At 42.4% G+C, this 15,593-nt stretch carries 9 protein-coding genes and 2 rRNA genes; 1 reads left to right on the plus strand and 10 read right to left on the minus strand.

Going from position 1 to position 15,593, the window contains the following annotated elements:
* Positions 1-108: 108 nt before the first annotated feature.
* The 3 genes from PNIG_RS11045 to PNIG_RS11060 form a co-directional block, all read right to left on the minus strand.
* A complete protein-coding gene (locus PNIG_RS11045; protein WP_089368511.1) occupies positions 109-1,236 on the minus strand; it encodes a M14 family metallopeptidase in 1,128 nt (375 codons plus the stop codon).
* Between the two features lie 223 nt (positions 1,237-1,459).
* Positions 1,460-2,734, minus strand: coding sequence for a group II intron reverse transcriptase/maturase (gene ltrA, locus PNIG_RS11050; RefSeq protein WP_089368512.1), 1,275 nt, complete (start codon positions 2,732-2,734; stop codon positions 1,460-1,462).
* Positions 2,735-3,512: 778 nt separating this feature from the next.
* A complete protein-coding gene (locus tag PNIG_RS11060) occupies positions 3,513-4,955 on the minus strand; it encodes a glyceraldehyde-3-phosphate dehydrogenase (RefSeq protein WP_011328572.1) in 1,443 nt (480 codons plus the stop codon).
* A gap of 199 nt (positions 4,956-5,154) precedes the next feature.
* Here PNIG_RS11060 and PNIG_RS11065 point away from each other — a divergent pair, with 199 nt between their 5' ends.
* On the plus strand, positions 5,155-5,955 hold the full coding sequence (locus PNIG_RS11065; protein WP_089368513.1) for a DUF2989 domain-containing protein: 801 nt from the start codon (positions 5,155-5,157) through the stop codon (positions 5,953-5,955).
* Positions 5,956-6,021: 66 nt separating this feature from the next.
* On the opposite strand, the gene ihfA is transcribed toward PNIG_RS11065, so the two are convergent.
* The 7 genes from ihfA to PNIG_RS11100 form a co-directional block, all read right to left on the minus strand.
* Positions 6,022-6,321, minus strand: a complete 300-nt coding sequence (ihfA, locus tag PNIG_RS11070) for an integration host factor subunit alpha (RefSeq protein WP_011328574.1) — start codon at positions 6,319-6,321, stop codon at positions 6,022-6,024.
* Positions 6,322-6,323: 2 nt separating this feature from the next.
* Positions 6,324-8,711: a phenylalanine--tRNA ligase subunit beta gene (pheT, locus tag PNIG_RS11075; protein ID WP_086994471.1), complete on the minus strand. Its 2,388-nt coding sequence runs from the start codon at positions 8,709-8,711 to the stop codon at positions 6,324-6,326.
* A 15-nt stretch (positions 8,712-8,726) separates the two neighbouring features.
* Positions 8,727-9,707: a phenylalanine--tRNA ligase subunit alpha gene (pheS, locus tag PNIG_RS11080; protein ID WP_011328576.1), complete on the minus strand. Its 981-nt coding sequence runs from the start codon at positions 9,705-9,707 to the stop codon at positions 8,727-8,729.
* Positions 9,708-9,791: 84 nt separating this feature from the next.
* A complete protein-coding gene (hda, locus tag PNIG_RS11085; RefSeq protein ID WP_172459224.1) occupies positions 9,792-10,502 on the minus strand; it encodes a DnaA regulatory inactivator Hda in 711 nt (236 codons plus the stop codon).
* Positions 10,502-11,557, minus strand: a complete 1,056-nt coding sequence (locus tag PNIG_RS11090) for a DUF2066 domain-containing protein (protein ID WP_011328578.1) — start codon at positions 11,555-11,557, stop codon at positions 10,502-10,504. The genes hda and PNIG_RS11090 overlap by 1 nt, the downstream gene beginning before the upstream one ends.
* A gap of 595 nt (positions 11,558-12,152) precedes the next feature.
* Positions 12,153-12,267, minus strand: a 5S ribosomal RNA gene (gene rrf / locus PNIG_RS11095).
* A gap of 145 nt (positions 12,268-12,412) precedes the next feature.
* Positions 12,413-15,301 (minus strand): 23S ribosomal RNA (locus tag PNIG_RS11100).
* Positions 15,302-15,593 lie beyond the last annotated feature (292 nt).

The following is a 15,593-nucleotide window of genomic DNA, read 5'->3' on the forward strand; positions in this document are numbered from 1 at the left end:
AAACATTCGTTAAGCCACAGTTTATTGTGCCGTTGCGCACTTGTTATTTTTGTAAGTGTTGTAACAAAAAAGGGCAACATTTTAATGTTGCCCTTACCTTATACTAATTTATCTTAATTTATCAACGACATTTACGATAGCCGCCAAAGTATCTTGGCCAAATTGATATGAACGACGATCTGACCAACCGTAATCTGGGTCGGGTAAGTCGTTATTATCTTTAAATGGCATTTCGACTGTATAGGTAAGCGCCTTAAATTCTTCTGCTGTTGCAGATGAACCTACTGTAAGGTTAGCTTGGCCTGGCTCGTCTTTAGGGTAGCCATGTTCGTCTTGAAACTCAGGAGTAATGGTTAACAAAGCAGCTTTAAAGCTATCTTCTAGATCTTTTAAGCGCGCATCATAACTTGGAATGCCTTCACTGCCGGCTACAAAGTTATACGGGATTGCTTCATCACCATGAATATCAAGGTGCATATCTAGGCCTGTTTCACGCATTTTATTAAGCACTAAATAAACTTCTGGGCTATTTTCCATGCTCGGCGTTTGCCATTCACGGTTTAAGTTAACGCCTTTAGCGTTAGTACGTAAGTGCCCACGAGCACTACCATCTGGGTTCATGTTTGGCACAATATAAAATACTGCTTTTGATAGTAATGCAGCAGCATGCGGGTCTTCGTCATCAAGTAGTTTGTGAAGTATTCCCTCTACAAACCACTGCGCCATTGTTTCACCCGGATGCTGGCGAGCTGTGATCCAAATGTTTTTCTTATCTGCACTTGGCTCACCAATTTTAAGTACGCTCATGTCGCGGCCATCAAGGGTTTCGCCCAATGTTTCTAATTGGCAAATTTGCTGGCTTTGCGCCCACGTAAGTAAATCTAAATGACGCTCATAGCTATATGGTGCAAAATAAGCAAAATAAACACTGCCGCACTCTGGCTCTATTTCAAAGCTTAATGTGCCATTTTCGTAGATTGAAGGTACACGAAACCACGTTTGACGGTCATACGATGCAACCGCCTGATAATCTACCCAGCCATCTGGATAAGCTGAATTTTCGAGCTTGTTTATATTTAGCTTATGTAATTGGTAAGGGGTTGTTTCTAGGCGAAAATGAAACCACTGATAAAATTCAGACTGGAAATCGTTATTAATCTCTAACTGGATATTTAATGGATCGGTGGCTTCAATAACCTTAATATTACCACTATCGAAATTGCTACTGATTTTCATGACAAAAAACCTATAAGTTGACTAAGTGTCTCTGGACTGCATAAATAGCCAGGATGTAAGTACGCTGCGATTAGCCGTATCTAATGTATAAAGCGTACCATAAGCGCTGCGCTTTAAAAATATTGATAATCATCGAGTAGGGTGAGGCTTTTGCCTCATCCCTCTCACAGAACCGTACGTACGGGCCTCGTATACGGCTCCTGTATTCTTCTATCCCTTCGGCTTATTTTCTAAACGCCGATTGAGCAAGCCATCCTGTACTTACTTTTTCCATTGAATATAAACCTTGCTCCTCAAACCATTGGTTTGGCATCGCTACATTCGATAATGGACTTAGAGAGTTTCGCCATGAGTTCATTTTGATGAACTTAAATGGCGGCTTTTTCCCTAATTGTTTTAGTCGCTTATGCAACCTCGCTGGGTTTTTCCACAACCTTAACTGAATTGCCCTTAATCGTCGTCTCACCCACCTTGCCAACAAATTTAGCACTCGTTTACAATTGGCTATACTGAAATAATTTACAAAGCCGCGCACCACTGGATTGAGTCTTTTTATTACTTCAATTAAGTTCATGCCACTATTTCGCTTTGTTAATCGTTTAACTCTTTGTTTAAAGCCTTTGAGTTTTGTGGCTTGGATACGCGTCCAATTACTGCCTATCTCCACTCCCAAAAATTTTACGCCTTCACTACTATGCGCTATGTGCGTTTTCTTTTCGTTGACTGTTAACTTTAAGCCTTTTTCGAGTATCTGAGTCGCTACTGTGAGTGCATTCTTGGCTGCTTTTTCTGTGCAGCATAAGATCAATATGTCGTCGGCGTACCTCACTATTCTGTGATTTCGCTTTTTCATTTCTTGATCAAATGCATCTAGGTAGATATTCGCCAACAGTGGACTGATAACACCACCTTGTGGACTTCCTAGCTCACTCGCTTCCCAATTATTGCCTATCATTACTCCGCTTTTTAAAAACTGTTTGAGCAGTTTTAAGATGCTACCGTCTGTCACTTTGCTTTTGACGCTGCTTATGATCAAGTCGTGATCGAGTAGGTCAAAACACTTCGACAGATCCATATCAACCACCCACTCACGGTGATATTTACGAATAAATACCGTGGCTTTGCTGATGGCGTCATGACAACTTCGTTTCGGCCTGTACCCATAACTTGATGGGTGAAAGTCGATGTCGAAGAGCGGTTGGAGAATGTTCAATAGTGTTTGTTGTACTATGCGGTCGCGAACTGTTGGAATTCCCAGCAGTCTCACACCACCATCATCTTTCGGTATTTCTATCCGTTTGACTGGCTGTGCGCGATACTGCTTGCTTTGCAGTTCACCTTGCAGTTGTTTCAAGTTTTCTTCTAAATTCAAGGCGAACGCGGCTATGGACTGCCTATCTATTCCGGCCGCTCCTTTCGCTGCTTTCACTTTTTTGAATCCCTTGTACAGGTTATTAATATCTAATAATTGCCCATACAAGCTGTAGTAAACTGTCATCAATTGCCTTTGCTTACGGTATGTCTGTCGTTTCACATTGATGTATAGTGGTGTTCTTCATGAGGACATTAGGTGTGCTAGCCGAATGGCAATCTGCCTAAGTGGTCGCTCATTACTCCCATGCTCGGCCTTCAGTTCTCAGCGTCCACATTCCTGCTTAGCCGTCATCTCTTGCCTATTTCCGTCGAAATACATGTGAGCCTATACGTCGATACTCCTGATTTTCATACACTTAAAGAATACTTCCCCCCTTCGCAATCAATTAAAACTTTTGATTAAAATTGACCCTATCAAACATTCTGTTGATAGTCGGCTTGGTTTTGTCCTCCACACCATTACTGGCTTTCATCGGCCTAGCCTTACTCACTACTACGGGTTCATCTGCCACCTCACACCGACGTTAAACCTTGGGTTTCCCCTTGAGTTTAGGCCACTTATTTACACTAAGTTTAGATGCCAGGCTTCCCCAGTTACTGCACTGGCTCCCTGTTAGAAATCCCACCCTCAAGCACAGTATTGGTCTGACTAAGTATAGGGCGTTGCGCTATTTTGCACGCTGACCCACCAATACTGCCGAAACAGGTTACGGTTAGTTGTGTACCTCTAACTTCTTATGGCTTCCTTCAGACCCCACCGTTGGCCAGTGACGCCCTTGCCATTCAGATTATCTTCCCCTTAGTCAGGGTAATAAGGCATCTTTCAGCCTATCGGGTTTGCCAGCTTCGCTGGGCAAACAAAAAAGCCAGCAAATGCTGGCTTTTGTATAACGACTAATAAATTAGTGAGGTAAGCTTGGGAATGCCACTTCGGCCATATCGCGCATACAACGTACCACTTGGCAGCTGTAACCAAATTCATTATCGTACCAAACGTAAAGTACAATACGGTTGTCATCAACAATAGTTGCTTGCGAGTCAACCACACCAGCGTAACGACTACCTACTAAATCGGTAGATACGATTTCAGTAGAAGCGGTGTAATCAATTTGGTCGCGCAGGTCTGAGTGAAGTGCGGTATCGCGTAAAAATGCATTTAGCTCTTCTACCGAGGTGCTCTTTTCTAAGTTTAGGTTCAAAATAGCCAGCGACACGTTAGGTGTAGGTACGCGAATTGCGTTACCCGTTAGTTTGCCCTCAAGCTCTGGTAGTGCTTTTGAAACCGCTTTTGCAGCGCCTGTTTCAGTAATTACCATGTTAAGTGCAGCAGCACGGCCACGGCGGTCTGCTTTGTGGTAGTTATCAATTAAGTTTTGGTCATTAGTATACGAGTGAACCGTTTCTACGTGACCATTTTTAATGCCAAACTTATCGTTTAATGCTTTAAGTGTTGGTGTAATGGCATTAGTTGTACAGCTTGCTGCACATACAATTTTGTCTTCAGGTAAAATATCTTTGTTATTTACACCATATACGATGTTTTTGATATTACCTTTAGCAGGAGCCGTTAATAATACTTTAGCAGCGCCTTTACATTCTAAATGCTGACCAAGGCCTGCTTCATCTTTCCAAATACCTGTGTTATCAACAATAAGTGCATTGTCGATGCCGTAGGCTGTGTAATCTATTTCGCTAGGAGAGTTAGCGTAAATAACCTGGATGTAGCTACCATTAGCTTTAATTGCATTACGTTCTTTATCAACAGTGATAGATCCATTAAATGGACCGTGAATTGAATCACGACGTAATAAACTGGCACGTTTTTCAAGGTCGCCATCTTTACCACCACGTACAACAATTGCGCGTAGGCGTAAGTCAGCATAAGGACCTGATTTTTCAATTAGTAGGCGTGCAAGTAAACGGCCAATTCGACCAAAGCCATAAAGCACCACATCGCGTGATTCTTTAGCTGGTAAATCAGCAATTTCAGCGAGCTCATCTTTTACAAACTCTTCAACAGAACGACCGTTTGCAGCATCATTATACAAATAGCTGTAAGCAAGCTTACCAATATCGATACGTGCAGAGTTTAAATCCATTTTGCTAATCGCTTCTAAAAATGGGAAGCTTTCACGTAAACGTAATTTTGTACCTTCAAACTGCGCAACTGATTTGTGAGATTTGATAATTTCAATTGGGCTTGCATTTACAAGTGGGCGGCCATAAACAGCAATTTCGATACCACGACTACGATAAAGCTTACCAATGATTGGTTGCATGCTTTCTGCGTAACCTTGGCGTTCTTGCCAACTATTTGTGTATTCTAACTCGTGAGATGAGGTCATTTTATTTACCTAAGTTAAACATTTTGAACGGATAGCCCTAGAGCATTTAACCATCAAAAGTTGAAATGATTTCGACCCTGATAAGTCAACGCACTCTAGTGACTTCCCTATTCTAATTTAATCTTGCTTTATTCTCTACTGTTAGAGGCTAAATGATTGCGTTAGAATAACATTATATTAATATATTTAAGGGTTGAGGATGGTTATAAGACTAATAGTAGTGCTTGGAGTACTCACCTTAGCCGGATGTGAAAAGCCACTAAGCTTGGCCCAAGTATGTAAAGAAACGCCCGGTTTTTGCAACGATCTAAATAAAGATAATCATTGTCGGGAGCAGCGTTCTAACACTATTTTGCAGCGTTATATTGAATATAAGCACCCAACTGATGAAAATAAATATCAGCTACTTAAAGAGTTTGAATCATATAATCAGTGTATTACGCTTGCAGCTAAAATTGAGCATATAAAATTAAAAGAAAAAAAGACCTCTCGTGTAGAAGGTAAATTAACCAGTATTAAAGAAATGACGCGATTATATCAAGATACTAAAAGTACTAATCACCCAGGCTTACTTTACTATCATTGGTCGCGTAATAACGATCAGCGAGCACTGACTAAATTTTTAGCTTTGGAGCATGATGAAAGGGTGACAACAAGTGCTGAAATGCAACTTTTTTTGGCATCGTATTATATTAAATTTGATGATGATAAAACGATTGATTTGCTCTACAAAACATTAGAACTTAATAAAGCACAGCAAATACCTGATCCCGAGGTGTTTACTTCTTTGGTCAGTTTGTTTTATAAACAACAAAATTATAAACATGCCTATGTTTTTTCTAAAGTTGCGCAGATGTCGGGGATAGAAAACGTTGATATATTTGCTGTAGAGCAGCAATTGGCAAGCAGCAGAAAAAATCTTGATAGTTTAGATTCTTTAGCGCAACAAACTTTTCAGCAAATTCGCGCTGGTAAGTTTGTATCACCTAGGGAGTTTTAAGTAACCTAGGCGTAGTTAAATAAAACATTAATAATAAAAAAGGCAGCTTACGCTGCCTTTTTTATATTACTTTGCTTTACTTGTGCCCACTTCTACTCGGGTTTTAAGTTTTTGCCCAGGTCTAAAGGTCACCACGCGACGCGCCGAAATAGGAATATCTTCCCCTGTTTTCGGATTACGTCCCGGTCTTTCTTTTTTATCACGAAGATCAAAATTACCAAATCCAGAGAGCTTAATCTGCTCGCCTTTTTCAAGCGCTGAGCGGATTTCTTCAAAAAACGCTTCAACTAAATCTTTGGCATCTTTTTTATTGATCCCGAGTTTTTCAAATAGGTGCTCAGCTATGTCGGCTTTAGTAAGCGCCATATCTAGTCCCTCAACGATGCATTAAACTGTTCGGCCAGTGTGGCCACCACGTTATCAACTACTAGATTGATATCTTTCTCTTCGAGTGTTCTATCAACCGATTGCAGTGTTAGAGCAATCGCCAAACTCTTATAATTTGGCTCAATACCTTTGCCCTTATACACATCGAATAAGTTTAGGTCAACTAATTGATTTCCGCCAACTTTTTCTATCGCTGTTAAAATATCGCCAATATTTACGCTCTCTTGCACTAAAATCGCGATGTCGCGGCGATTTGAAGGGAATTTAGACACCCCTGCAACTTGCGGTAAATTTCTTTTTTCGATTGCCGACATTTCAATTTCAAACACGAAAGTAGCATTATTGATATCTAACGACTTTTGCGCTTGAGGGTGTAATGCACCAAAAAAACCAACCTTTTTACCAGCAACATAAATTACCGCTGATTGACCAGGATGCAAACCATCTGACTGCTCTGCTTTAATTTCAAAGCGGCTCATATCATTGGTAATTGCCAGTAGTGCTTCCACGTCACCTTTCACATCGTAAAAATCGACGTTGCGTTTTTCTTCAACCCAATGCTCGCCATGCGCAAGACCGGTAATTACACCGCCAATTACTGGCACTTGGTTAACACCATTTTCGGCATTTTCGTCACTTAAAAATTTAAGGCCGTGTTCAAATAGACGAATACGCGGTTGCTGACGATTTTGGTTATACGCTAGCGACGCCAATAAGCCAGGCATTAAGCTTACTCGCATTGCAGACATTTCAATTGAAATTGGGTGCGGTAATACTAGCGGCTGACTTTCTGGGTGCAAAATAGCTTGCGCTTTAGGGTCGACAAAACTGTACGTAATAGCCTCTTGATAACCACGGGCTACTAGCGTATTACGAAACTTGCTTAGTGCGATAGTCGCTTCGTTATGGGTGGTCATTTTAAGCTTAGCAGTCGGTGCAACATTAGGAATACTGTTGTAACCGTAAACACGCGCCACTTCTTCAATTAAATCTTCTTCAATACGCACATCAAAACGGTAACTAGGTACATCTGCACTCCAGCTGTCGTTTTCAACTTTTACGTTAAAACCTAAGCGAGTTAAAATATCAGTAACTTTTTCATCTTCAATATGATGGCCAATAACACGGTCTAAACGGCTACGACGTAAACGAACCTCAGTCACTTTAGGTAGTTTATCTGCGGCAACGGCTTCAACCACTGGGCCTGCTTCACCGCCTACTATTTCAAGTAGTAACGCTGTTGCACGCTCTATTGCATCATGCTGTAGCGCAAAATCAACACCACGCTCATAACGATGCGATGCATCTGTGTGTAAACCGTAGCTACGTGCTTGCCCAGCTATTGCTACAGGGTTAAAAAATGCGCTTTCAAGTAATATATCAGACGTTTTATTTGTAACACCCGATTGCTCGCCACCAAAAATACCCGCAATGGCTAGTGCTTTATTATGATCGGCTATCACTAATGTAGATTCGTTTAATTTAACGCTATTACCGTCAAGTAAAACTAGCTCTTCACCGGCGTTTGCACTACGTACTTTAATTCCACCTTCAATCGCATTTAAATCAAATGCATGCATTGGATGGCCAAGTTCAAGTAATACATAATTAGTAACATCAACTACTGGGTCGATTGAACGCACACCGCTGCGACGTAGTTTTTCAACCATCCATAACGGCGTTGCTGTATCAAGGTTAATGCCTTTAATCACACGCCCAAGGTAGCGAGGACATGCATCTTCATTAACTAATTCAATCGATACTTTATCGTCAATTGTTGCTGTAACCGCTGGAATTTGTAATACGTTTACGTCAATGCTGTTAAGTACGCCCACTTCGCGCGCTAAGCCTTTTATACCTAAACAATCACCACGGTTTGGTGTTAAATCAACATCAATAATATTATCATCAAGGCCTAGGTATTCACGTAAATCTGTACCTACTGGCGCATCGCTTGGCAATTCCATAATGCCATCGCCTTCTTCGCTAATACCTAGCTCAACAAAGGCACACAACATGCCATTTGAAGGTTGGCCACGTAACTTGGCTTTTTTAATTTTAAAATCACCAGGAAGCACTGCGCCAACAGTTGCAACCGCAACTTTAATGCCTAAACGACAGTTCGGTGCGCCACATACGATATCAAGTAGTTCATCACCACCGACATTAATTTTGGTAACGCGTAGCTTATCTGCATCAGGATGTTGTCCACATTCAACAACTTCACCTACCAATACACCATTAAATTTTGCTGCTGCAGGTGTTACGCCATCAACTTCTAGGCCAGCCATAGAAAGCTGTTCCGACAGAGCTTGCGTATCAATGGCTGGATTAACCCACTCTCTTAACCACTTTTCACTAAATTTCATATTATTGTTTCACTCTTAACGGAACTGGTTTAGGAATTTTAAGTCATTTTCAAAAAATGCACGTAAATCGTTTACGCCATAACGCAACATAGTTAAGCGCTCTACACCCATGCCAAAAGCAAAGCCGGTGTATTTTTCAGGATCAATGCCCACAGACTTAAGAACGTTAGGGTGTACCATGCCGCAGCCTAATACTTCTAGCCACTTGCCGTCTTTACCCATTACGTCTACTTCTGCTGAAGGTTCTGTAAAAGGGAAAAATGAAGGACGGAAACGAATTTCCATGTCTTCTTCAAAAAAGTTACGCAGGAAGTCGTGTAAAATACCTTTAAGTTCAGTAAAGCTCACATCTGTGTCGACCATTAAGCCTTCAACCTGATGAAACATAGGCGTGTGCGTTTGGTCATAATCGTTACGATATACACGTCCAGGAGAAATAATACGCAGCGGCGGTTGCTCAACTTCCATTGTACGTATTTGTACGCCACTCGTTTGCGTGCGCAATACCAGCTTAGGGTTGAAGTAAAAAGTGTCGTGATCAGCACGGGCTGGATGATGCTCAGGAATATTTAACGCATCAAAGTTATGAAAGTCATCTTCAACTTCAGGACCCGATTTAACTGCAAAGCCTAACTCACCAAAAAAGCTTTCTATGCGCTCAATGGTACGTGTAACCGGATGTAGGCCACCAGTAGGCATAACACGCCCAGGTAATGTTACATCGATAGTTTCAGCGGCTAGCTTTTCTTCTAGCGCTTTACTGGCTAACAGCTCACGTTTATCGTTTATAGCAGCTTGCACATCTTGTTTAGCTTGATTAATAACTTGGCCCGCTTCTTTACGCTCTTCAGGGGCAATTTTGCCTAACGTTTTAAGTAAGCTGGTGATCTCGCCTTTTTTGCCAAGGTAATTAACCCGCATTTCTTCTAACTGCGCGATTTCACTGGCACTGGCTACCGCCTCAAGTGCTTGCGCTAATATATTTTCTAAGTTCATTGGATACCTGATCTTTCACAGAAGGTGATTGCTGTTAAGTAATAACTTATGATAACTGAAAGCAGTGCCTAGATTCTAGACCTACTAGAGCTTTAACGTTGATTTTATAAAAGGAATTGTTAATTTTCGTTGTGCGGCCATAGATGCATGATCTAATTTGTCTAATACGTCGAGTAATGTACGCATATCACGGCTTAAGCGCGTTAATAAAAATCGGGCGCATTCGTCACTTAGCTCTAAGCCACGCATTTTTGTGCGTTTAACTAAAGCTTGTGCTTTATCGTCATCGCTCATTGAGCGAATTTGCAGTGTAGTTCCCCATTTTAGCCGCGATTCTAAGTCTGGTAAGCTAATATTTAGCATGTCGGGGAGTAAGTCAGCGGTCACCACTAACATTTTTTTAGGCTCGTTAAAGCGATTAAAAAAATTAAATAAGGCCTTTTCCCACGCATCATCACCCGCTACCAAATGCACATCATCTATGCATAAAACATCAAGGGCTTCTAAGCCTTCTAATACCATAGGGCCAAAATCAATAACTTCTCGCATAGATAACAGCATATTTGATAAGCCGCGCTCTTGCGCTTGAATACACGTAGCGTACAAAAGGTGAGATTTCCCTGAATCGCCCAAACCACATAAATAAGTGTATTGAAAAGATTGCGACAATTTTGAAAAACTGTCTTTTAAATGACTTACTTCTAAAGAGTCCTCACCACCAAAGTACGAGGTAAAGGTTTCGTCATCGGGCAAAGTAACCGGCAATGCCATTTGCATTGGCTCATGAGTTAGCATTACTCACCAATCCATTGATACTCTAAACTGTTTTTATCAACAATATGATAAAAAGCACTTGGATCAACATAATCTCTAAACGCAGCATCAAGCCCTAATGCTTTTTTTAAATCAACCACACTACCCGTATGATTAAGTTTGAACTCAACTAAATCTGGGGTTTTTCGTATAATAGTAGCCTGAGTTACCACACTTAAATTTGATAACCGGCGTTTAGCCAACTCAATATCAACAAAGCTTTGCGTACCTTTTAGAGTTAAAGTTGCCGCTGCTTGCTCGTAATAAGCATTTGGATCAATTGCATATTCATTAGCTAGCCCTTTCGCTAACGTATCTATCATTTGCGCAACAACTTGTTGTTTATCACCCGTTAATCTATTTAATTCAAAAAGATCATCGTTAGTAAATCGCCAATCTAAAACCCAGTTTTCACTATCTGGTTGCTTATACATTCTGGCTGTAATACTGCGCTCAGCACTATAACGCTTAGAGGCCTCTTCTACTGGCTCTGAAAAGTTACCCCATACTTCAGGAATACCTACTAGACGTCTGTCTTGTAAATCAAGTAAAGGCACCACAACCGGTAAACCACGTCGCCCTGCTTTATCGTATATTAACTGTTCTAGTTGTGGGTAGCTTTCTTGAGTAACTAGCTCTCTGCGCCAGTTATCTTCAATTCCTAACCATATTGCAATTAATGGTCGTTGCACACCCCATAAGGGTAAACCGAGCTCTTTAATTAATGCATTAATTTTTCGCGCTTCAAATTTAACAACAAGTTTTAAGTTACCGGTTGTACTCTCGTCGTACTCAAACTTGAGCATGTAGTCTGAAATATCTTGAGTTTTTTGTTGCGCTAAGCTGTTTTGATCAGCACTTTCATCACCGCTGACTTTCACTAGAACATTCAGCAATGCTTTACGACTTGCTGCTAAACGCGTGTCTCGAGTTTTATCATCAACTTTTAAAATATCTTGATAAAGATCAGTTACTTCAACCGCTGATGCAGTAAAGCAAAATATAATTGATAAGGCACTTAATAATAATCTATACACAGGCTATTTGTTCTTAGTTTTAAACTGATTTGATCCTAAATCAAAGCAACCCACAAAGCAAAATTATATTTTATTTGTAGGAAAAAGTGCTAGGTGCTAGGTGCTAGGTGCTAGGTGCTAGCAGAGATTGCTGATGGGGTTATTTTTGTCTAACAATTTAATGTTTTTATACTAATCGCATAAAGTTAATGAGTAATTTAATATTAAATAACGAGCTCAATAACAAAGCGATAATTAGAATCGGAGTCTTTAATTAGGCCTGGTAGTGTCTTAATGCCCACAGCAGTGGAGAGTCACAGTGCAAATACACCACACTCATTGACTAGTGATGATGTTTTTATGATTTGAATGTCGGTGCGCTACTTCGTAGCGACAACGCAGTAGAATGTCGTAAGTGCCCACAGCGGTGGAGAGTCACAGTGCAAATGCACCACATTCATTGGCTAGTGGTGATGTTTTTATGATTTGAGTGTCGGGTGTCGCTACGCTCGCCCAACCTACGCGGGAGACTTGTGTACATTATTCACCCACATTTCACTTTTCTGCAGACGTAAAAAAGCCCGACTATTTCTAGTCGGGCTTTCTACAATTTGGAGCCTGGCAATGTCCTACTTTCACATAGCAAATGCTACACTATCATCGGCGCTGTTTCGTTTCACTACTGAGTTCGGCATGGGGTCAGGTGGGTCCAAAACGCTATTGTTACCAAGCAAATTAGGGCGTTAATTCGTATCACTACAAATTAACTGAATTTGGAAAATATCTGATAATATTTTTTAAGTCTTTGCGTAAATATCTACTTTAGCAATATTAACTTCTTGCTTGAACTGTCACATAAAACGCGTTTGGCGTTGTATGGTTAAGCCTCACGGGTAATTAGTACAAGTTAGCTTAATGCCTCACAGCACTTCCACATCTTGCCTATCAACGTTGTAGTCTCCAACGGCCCTTCAGAGAGCTTATAGCTCTAGTGAGAAATCATCTCGAGGCCTGCTTCGCGCTTAGATGCTTTCAGCGCTTATCAGTTCCGAACGTAGCTACCGGGCAATGCCATTGGCATGACAACCCGAACACCAGCGGTTCGTTCACTCCGGTCCTCTCGTACTAGGAGCAACCCCTCTCAATTCTCAAACGCCCACGGCAGATAGGGACCGAACTGTCTCACGACGTTCTAAACCCAGCTCGCGTACCACTTTAAATGGCGAACAGCCATACCCTTGGGACCGACTTCAGCCCCAGGATGTGATGAGCCGACATCGAGGTGCCAAACACCGCCGTCGATATGAACTCTTGGGCGGTATCAGCCTGTTATCCCCGGAGTACCTTTTATCCGTTGAGCGATGGCCCTTCCATTCAGAACCACCGGATCACTATGACCTACTTTCGTACCTGCTCGACGTGTCTGTCTCGCAGTTAAGCTGGCTTCTACCATTACACTAACCGTACGATGTCCGACCGTACTTAGCCAACCTTCGTGCTCCTCCGTTACTCTTTAGGAGGAGACCGCCCCAGTCAAACTACCCACCAGGCACTGTCCGTAACCCCGATTCAGGGGCCAACGTTAGAACATCAAAACTACAAGGGTGGTATTTCAAGGTTGACTCCAACAAAACTAGCGTCTCATCTTCAAAGTCTCCCACCTATCCTACACATGTAGGTTCAATGTTCAGTGCCAAGCTGTAGTAAAGGTTCACGGGGTCTTTCCGTCTAGCCGCGGGTACACAGCATCTTCACTGCGATTTCAATTTCACTGAGTCTCGGGTGGAGACAGCGTGGCCATGGTTACACCATTCGTGCAGGTCGGAACTTACCCGACAAGGAATTTCGCTACCTTAGGACCGTTATAGTTACGGCCGCCGTTTACCGGGGCTTCGATCAAGAGCTTCTCCCTAAGGATAACCCCATCAATTAACCTTCCGGCACCGGGCAGGTGTCACACCGTATACGTCATCTTGCGATTTTGCACAGTGCTGTGTTTTTAATAAACAGTCCCAGCCACCTGGTCACTGCGGCTCCCGTCCGCTTAGAGAGCAAGTCTCATCACAGATAGGAGCGTACCTTCTCCCGAAGTTACGGTACGATTTTGCCTAGTTCCTTCACCCGAGTTCTCTCAAGCGCCTTAGTATTCTCTACCTGACCACCTGTGTCGGTTTGGGGTACGATTCCATATAATCTGAAGCTTAGAGGCTTTTCCTGGAAGTATGGCATCAGCAACTTCATCACCGTGGTGACTCGTCTCGTGTCTCAGGTTTAATGTTCGTCCGGATTTACCTAAACAAACGCCCTACTCACTTTCACATGGACTACCAACGCCATGCTTGCTTAGCCTGCTCCGTCCCCCCATCGCAATTATATCGAGTACAGAAATATTAATCTGTTTCCCATCGACTACGCCTTTCGGCCTCGCCTTAGGGGTCGACTTACCCTACCCTGATTAACATGGGATAGGAACCCTTGGTCTTCCGGCGTGGGAGTTTTTCACTCCCATTATCGTTACTCATGTCAGCATTCGCACTTCTGATACCTCCAGCAACCCTCCCGGATCACCTTCAACGGCTTACAGAACGCTCCCCTACCACTCATCCTAAGATGAATCCGCAGCTTCGGTGCATAGTTTAGCCCCGTTACATCTTCCGCGCAGACCGACTCGACCAGTGAGCTATTACGCTTTCTTTAAAGGATGGCTGCTTCTAAGCCAACCTCCTGGCTGTCTGGGCCTTTCCACATCGTTTCCCACTTAACTATGACTTTGGGACCTTAGCTGGCGGTCTGGGTTGTTTCCCTCTTCACGACGGACGTTAGCACCCGCCGTGTGTCTCCCGGATATTACTTTACGGTATTCGGAGTTTGCAAAGGGTTGGTAAGTCGGGATGACCCCCTAGCCTTAACAGTGCTCTACCCCCGTAAGTATTCGTCCGAGGCTCTACCTAAATAGATTTCGGGGAGAACCAGCTATCTCCCGGTTTGATTAGCCTTTCACTCCTAACCACAAGTCATCCCCTAACTTTTCAACGTTAGTGGGTTCGGTCCTCCAGTTGATGTTACTCAACCTTCAACCTGCTCATGGCTAGATCACCGGGTTTCGGGTCTATACCTTGCAACTATTCGCCCAGTTAAGACTCGGTTTCCCTACGGCTACCCTAATCGGTTAACCTCGCTACAAAATATAAGTCGCTGACCCATTATACAAAAGGTACGCAGTCACCCAACAAGTGGGCTCCTACTGCTTGTACGTACACGGTTTCAGGTTCTATTTCACTCCCCTCACAGGGGTTCTTTTCGCCTTTCCCTCACGGTACTGGTTCACTATCGGTCAGTTGGGAGTATTTAGCCTTAGATGATGGTCCACCTATATTCAGTCAAAGTTTCACGTGCTCCGACCTACTCGATTTCACTTAAAATGTCTTTTCATGTACGGGACTATCACCCTGTATCGTGGCGCTTTCCAGCAGCCTTCCATTAACACATAATAAGCTTAAGGGCTGTTCCGATTTCGCTCGCCGCTACTTTCGGAATCTCGGTTGATTTCTTTTCCTACGGGTACTTAGATGTTTCAGTTCTCCGCGTTCGCCTCGTTAACCTATGTATTCAGTTAACGATACCTGCAAGCAGGTGGGTTTCCCCATTCGGAAATCCTAGTCTCAAGTGCTTTTTACTAGCTTGACTAGGCTTATCGCAAGTTAATACGTCCTTCATCGCCTCCAACTGCCAAGGCATCCACCGTGTACGCTTAGTCACTTAACCATACAACCCAAACGGGTCTTTGTTGTGTGACAGTTTAACTTCGCCAGAAGTCAATATTGAATACTAAAGTAGATACCAATCAATCAACTCAAAGAGTTAATTAAATGGCACTGAATGGTACTGCTACCATTCTTTTTTTACTTTTGAAAACTCTTGATAAATAACAATGTTATTCATCAGAATTTTATTATCAGCTTTTCCAAATTTTTAAAGAGCATATTAATTAGTTATTCCGAAGAACAAGCACTAATTAACAATCATCTGTGTGGACACTACGAACAAATAAGTTCTA

The sequence above is a fragment of the Pseudoalteromonas nigrifaciens genome (assembly GCF_002221505.1).
Taxonomy (GTDB): Bacteria; Pseudomonadota; Gammaproteobacteria; order Enterobacterales; family Alteromonadaceae; genus Pseudoalteromonas; species Pseudoalteromonas nigrifaciens.

What these genes read in the sequence shown, in the direction of transcription:
- PNIG_RS11060 (WP_011328572.1), bottom strand. Translation starts at nt 4,955, where the DNA reads ATGACCTCATCTCACGAGTTAGAATACACAAATAGTTGGCAAGAACGC.
- pheT (WP_086994471.1), bottom strand. Translation starts at nt 8,711, where the DNA reads ATGAAATTTAGTGAAAAGTGGTTAAGAGAGTGGGTTAATCCAGCCATT.
- hda (WP_172459224.1), bottom strand. Translation starts at nt 10,502, where the DNA reads ATGCTAACTCATGAGCCAATGCAAATGGCATTGCCGGTTACTTTGCCC.
- PNIG_RS11065 (WP_089368513.1), top strand. Translation starts at nt 5,155, where the DNA reads ATGGTTATAAGACTAATAGTAGTGCTTGGAGTACTCACCTTAGCCGGA.
- pheS (WP_011328576.1), bottom strand. Translation starts at nt 9,707, where the DNA reads ATGAACTTAGAAAATATATTAGCGCAAGCACTTGAGGCGGTAGCCAGT.
- ltrA (WP_089368512.1), bottom strand. Translation starts at nt 2,734, where the DNA reads ATGACAGTTTACTACAGCTTGTATGGGCAATTATTAGATATTAATAAC.
- ihfA (WP_011328574.1), bottom strand. Translation starts at nt 6,321, where the DNA reads ATGGCGCTTACTAAAGCCGACATAGCTGAGCACCTATTTGAAAAACTC.
- PNIG_RS11045 (WP_089368511.1), bottom strand. Translation starts at nt 1,236, where the DNA reads ATGAAAATCAGTAGCAATTTCGATAGTGGTAATATTAAGGTTATTGAA.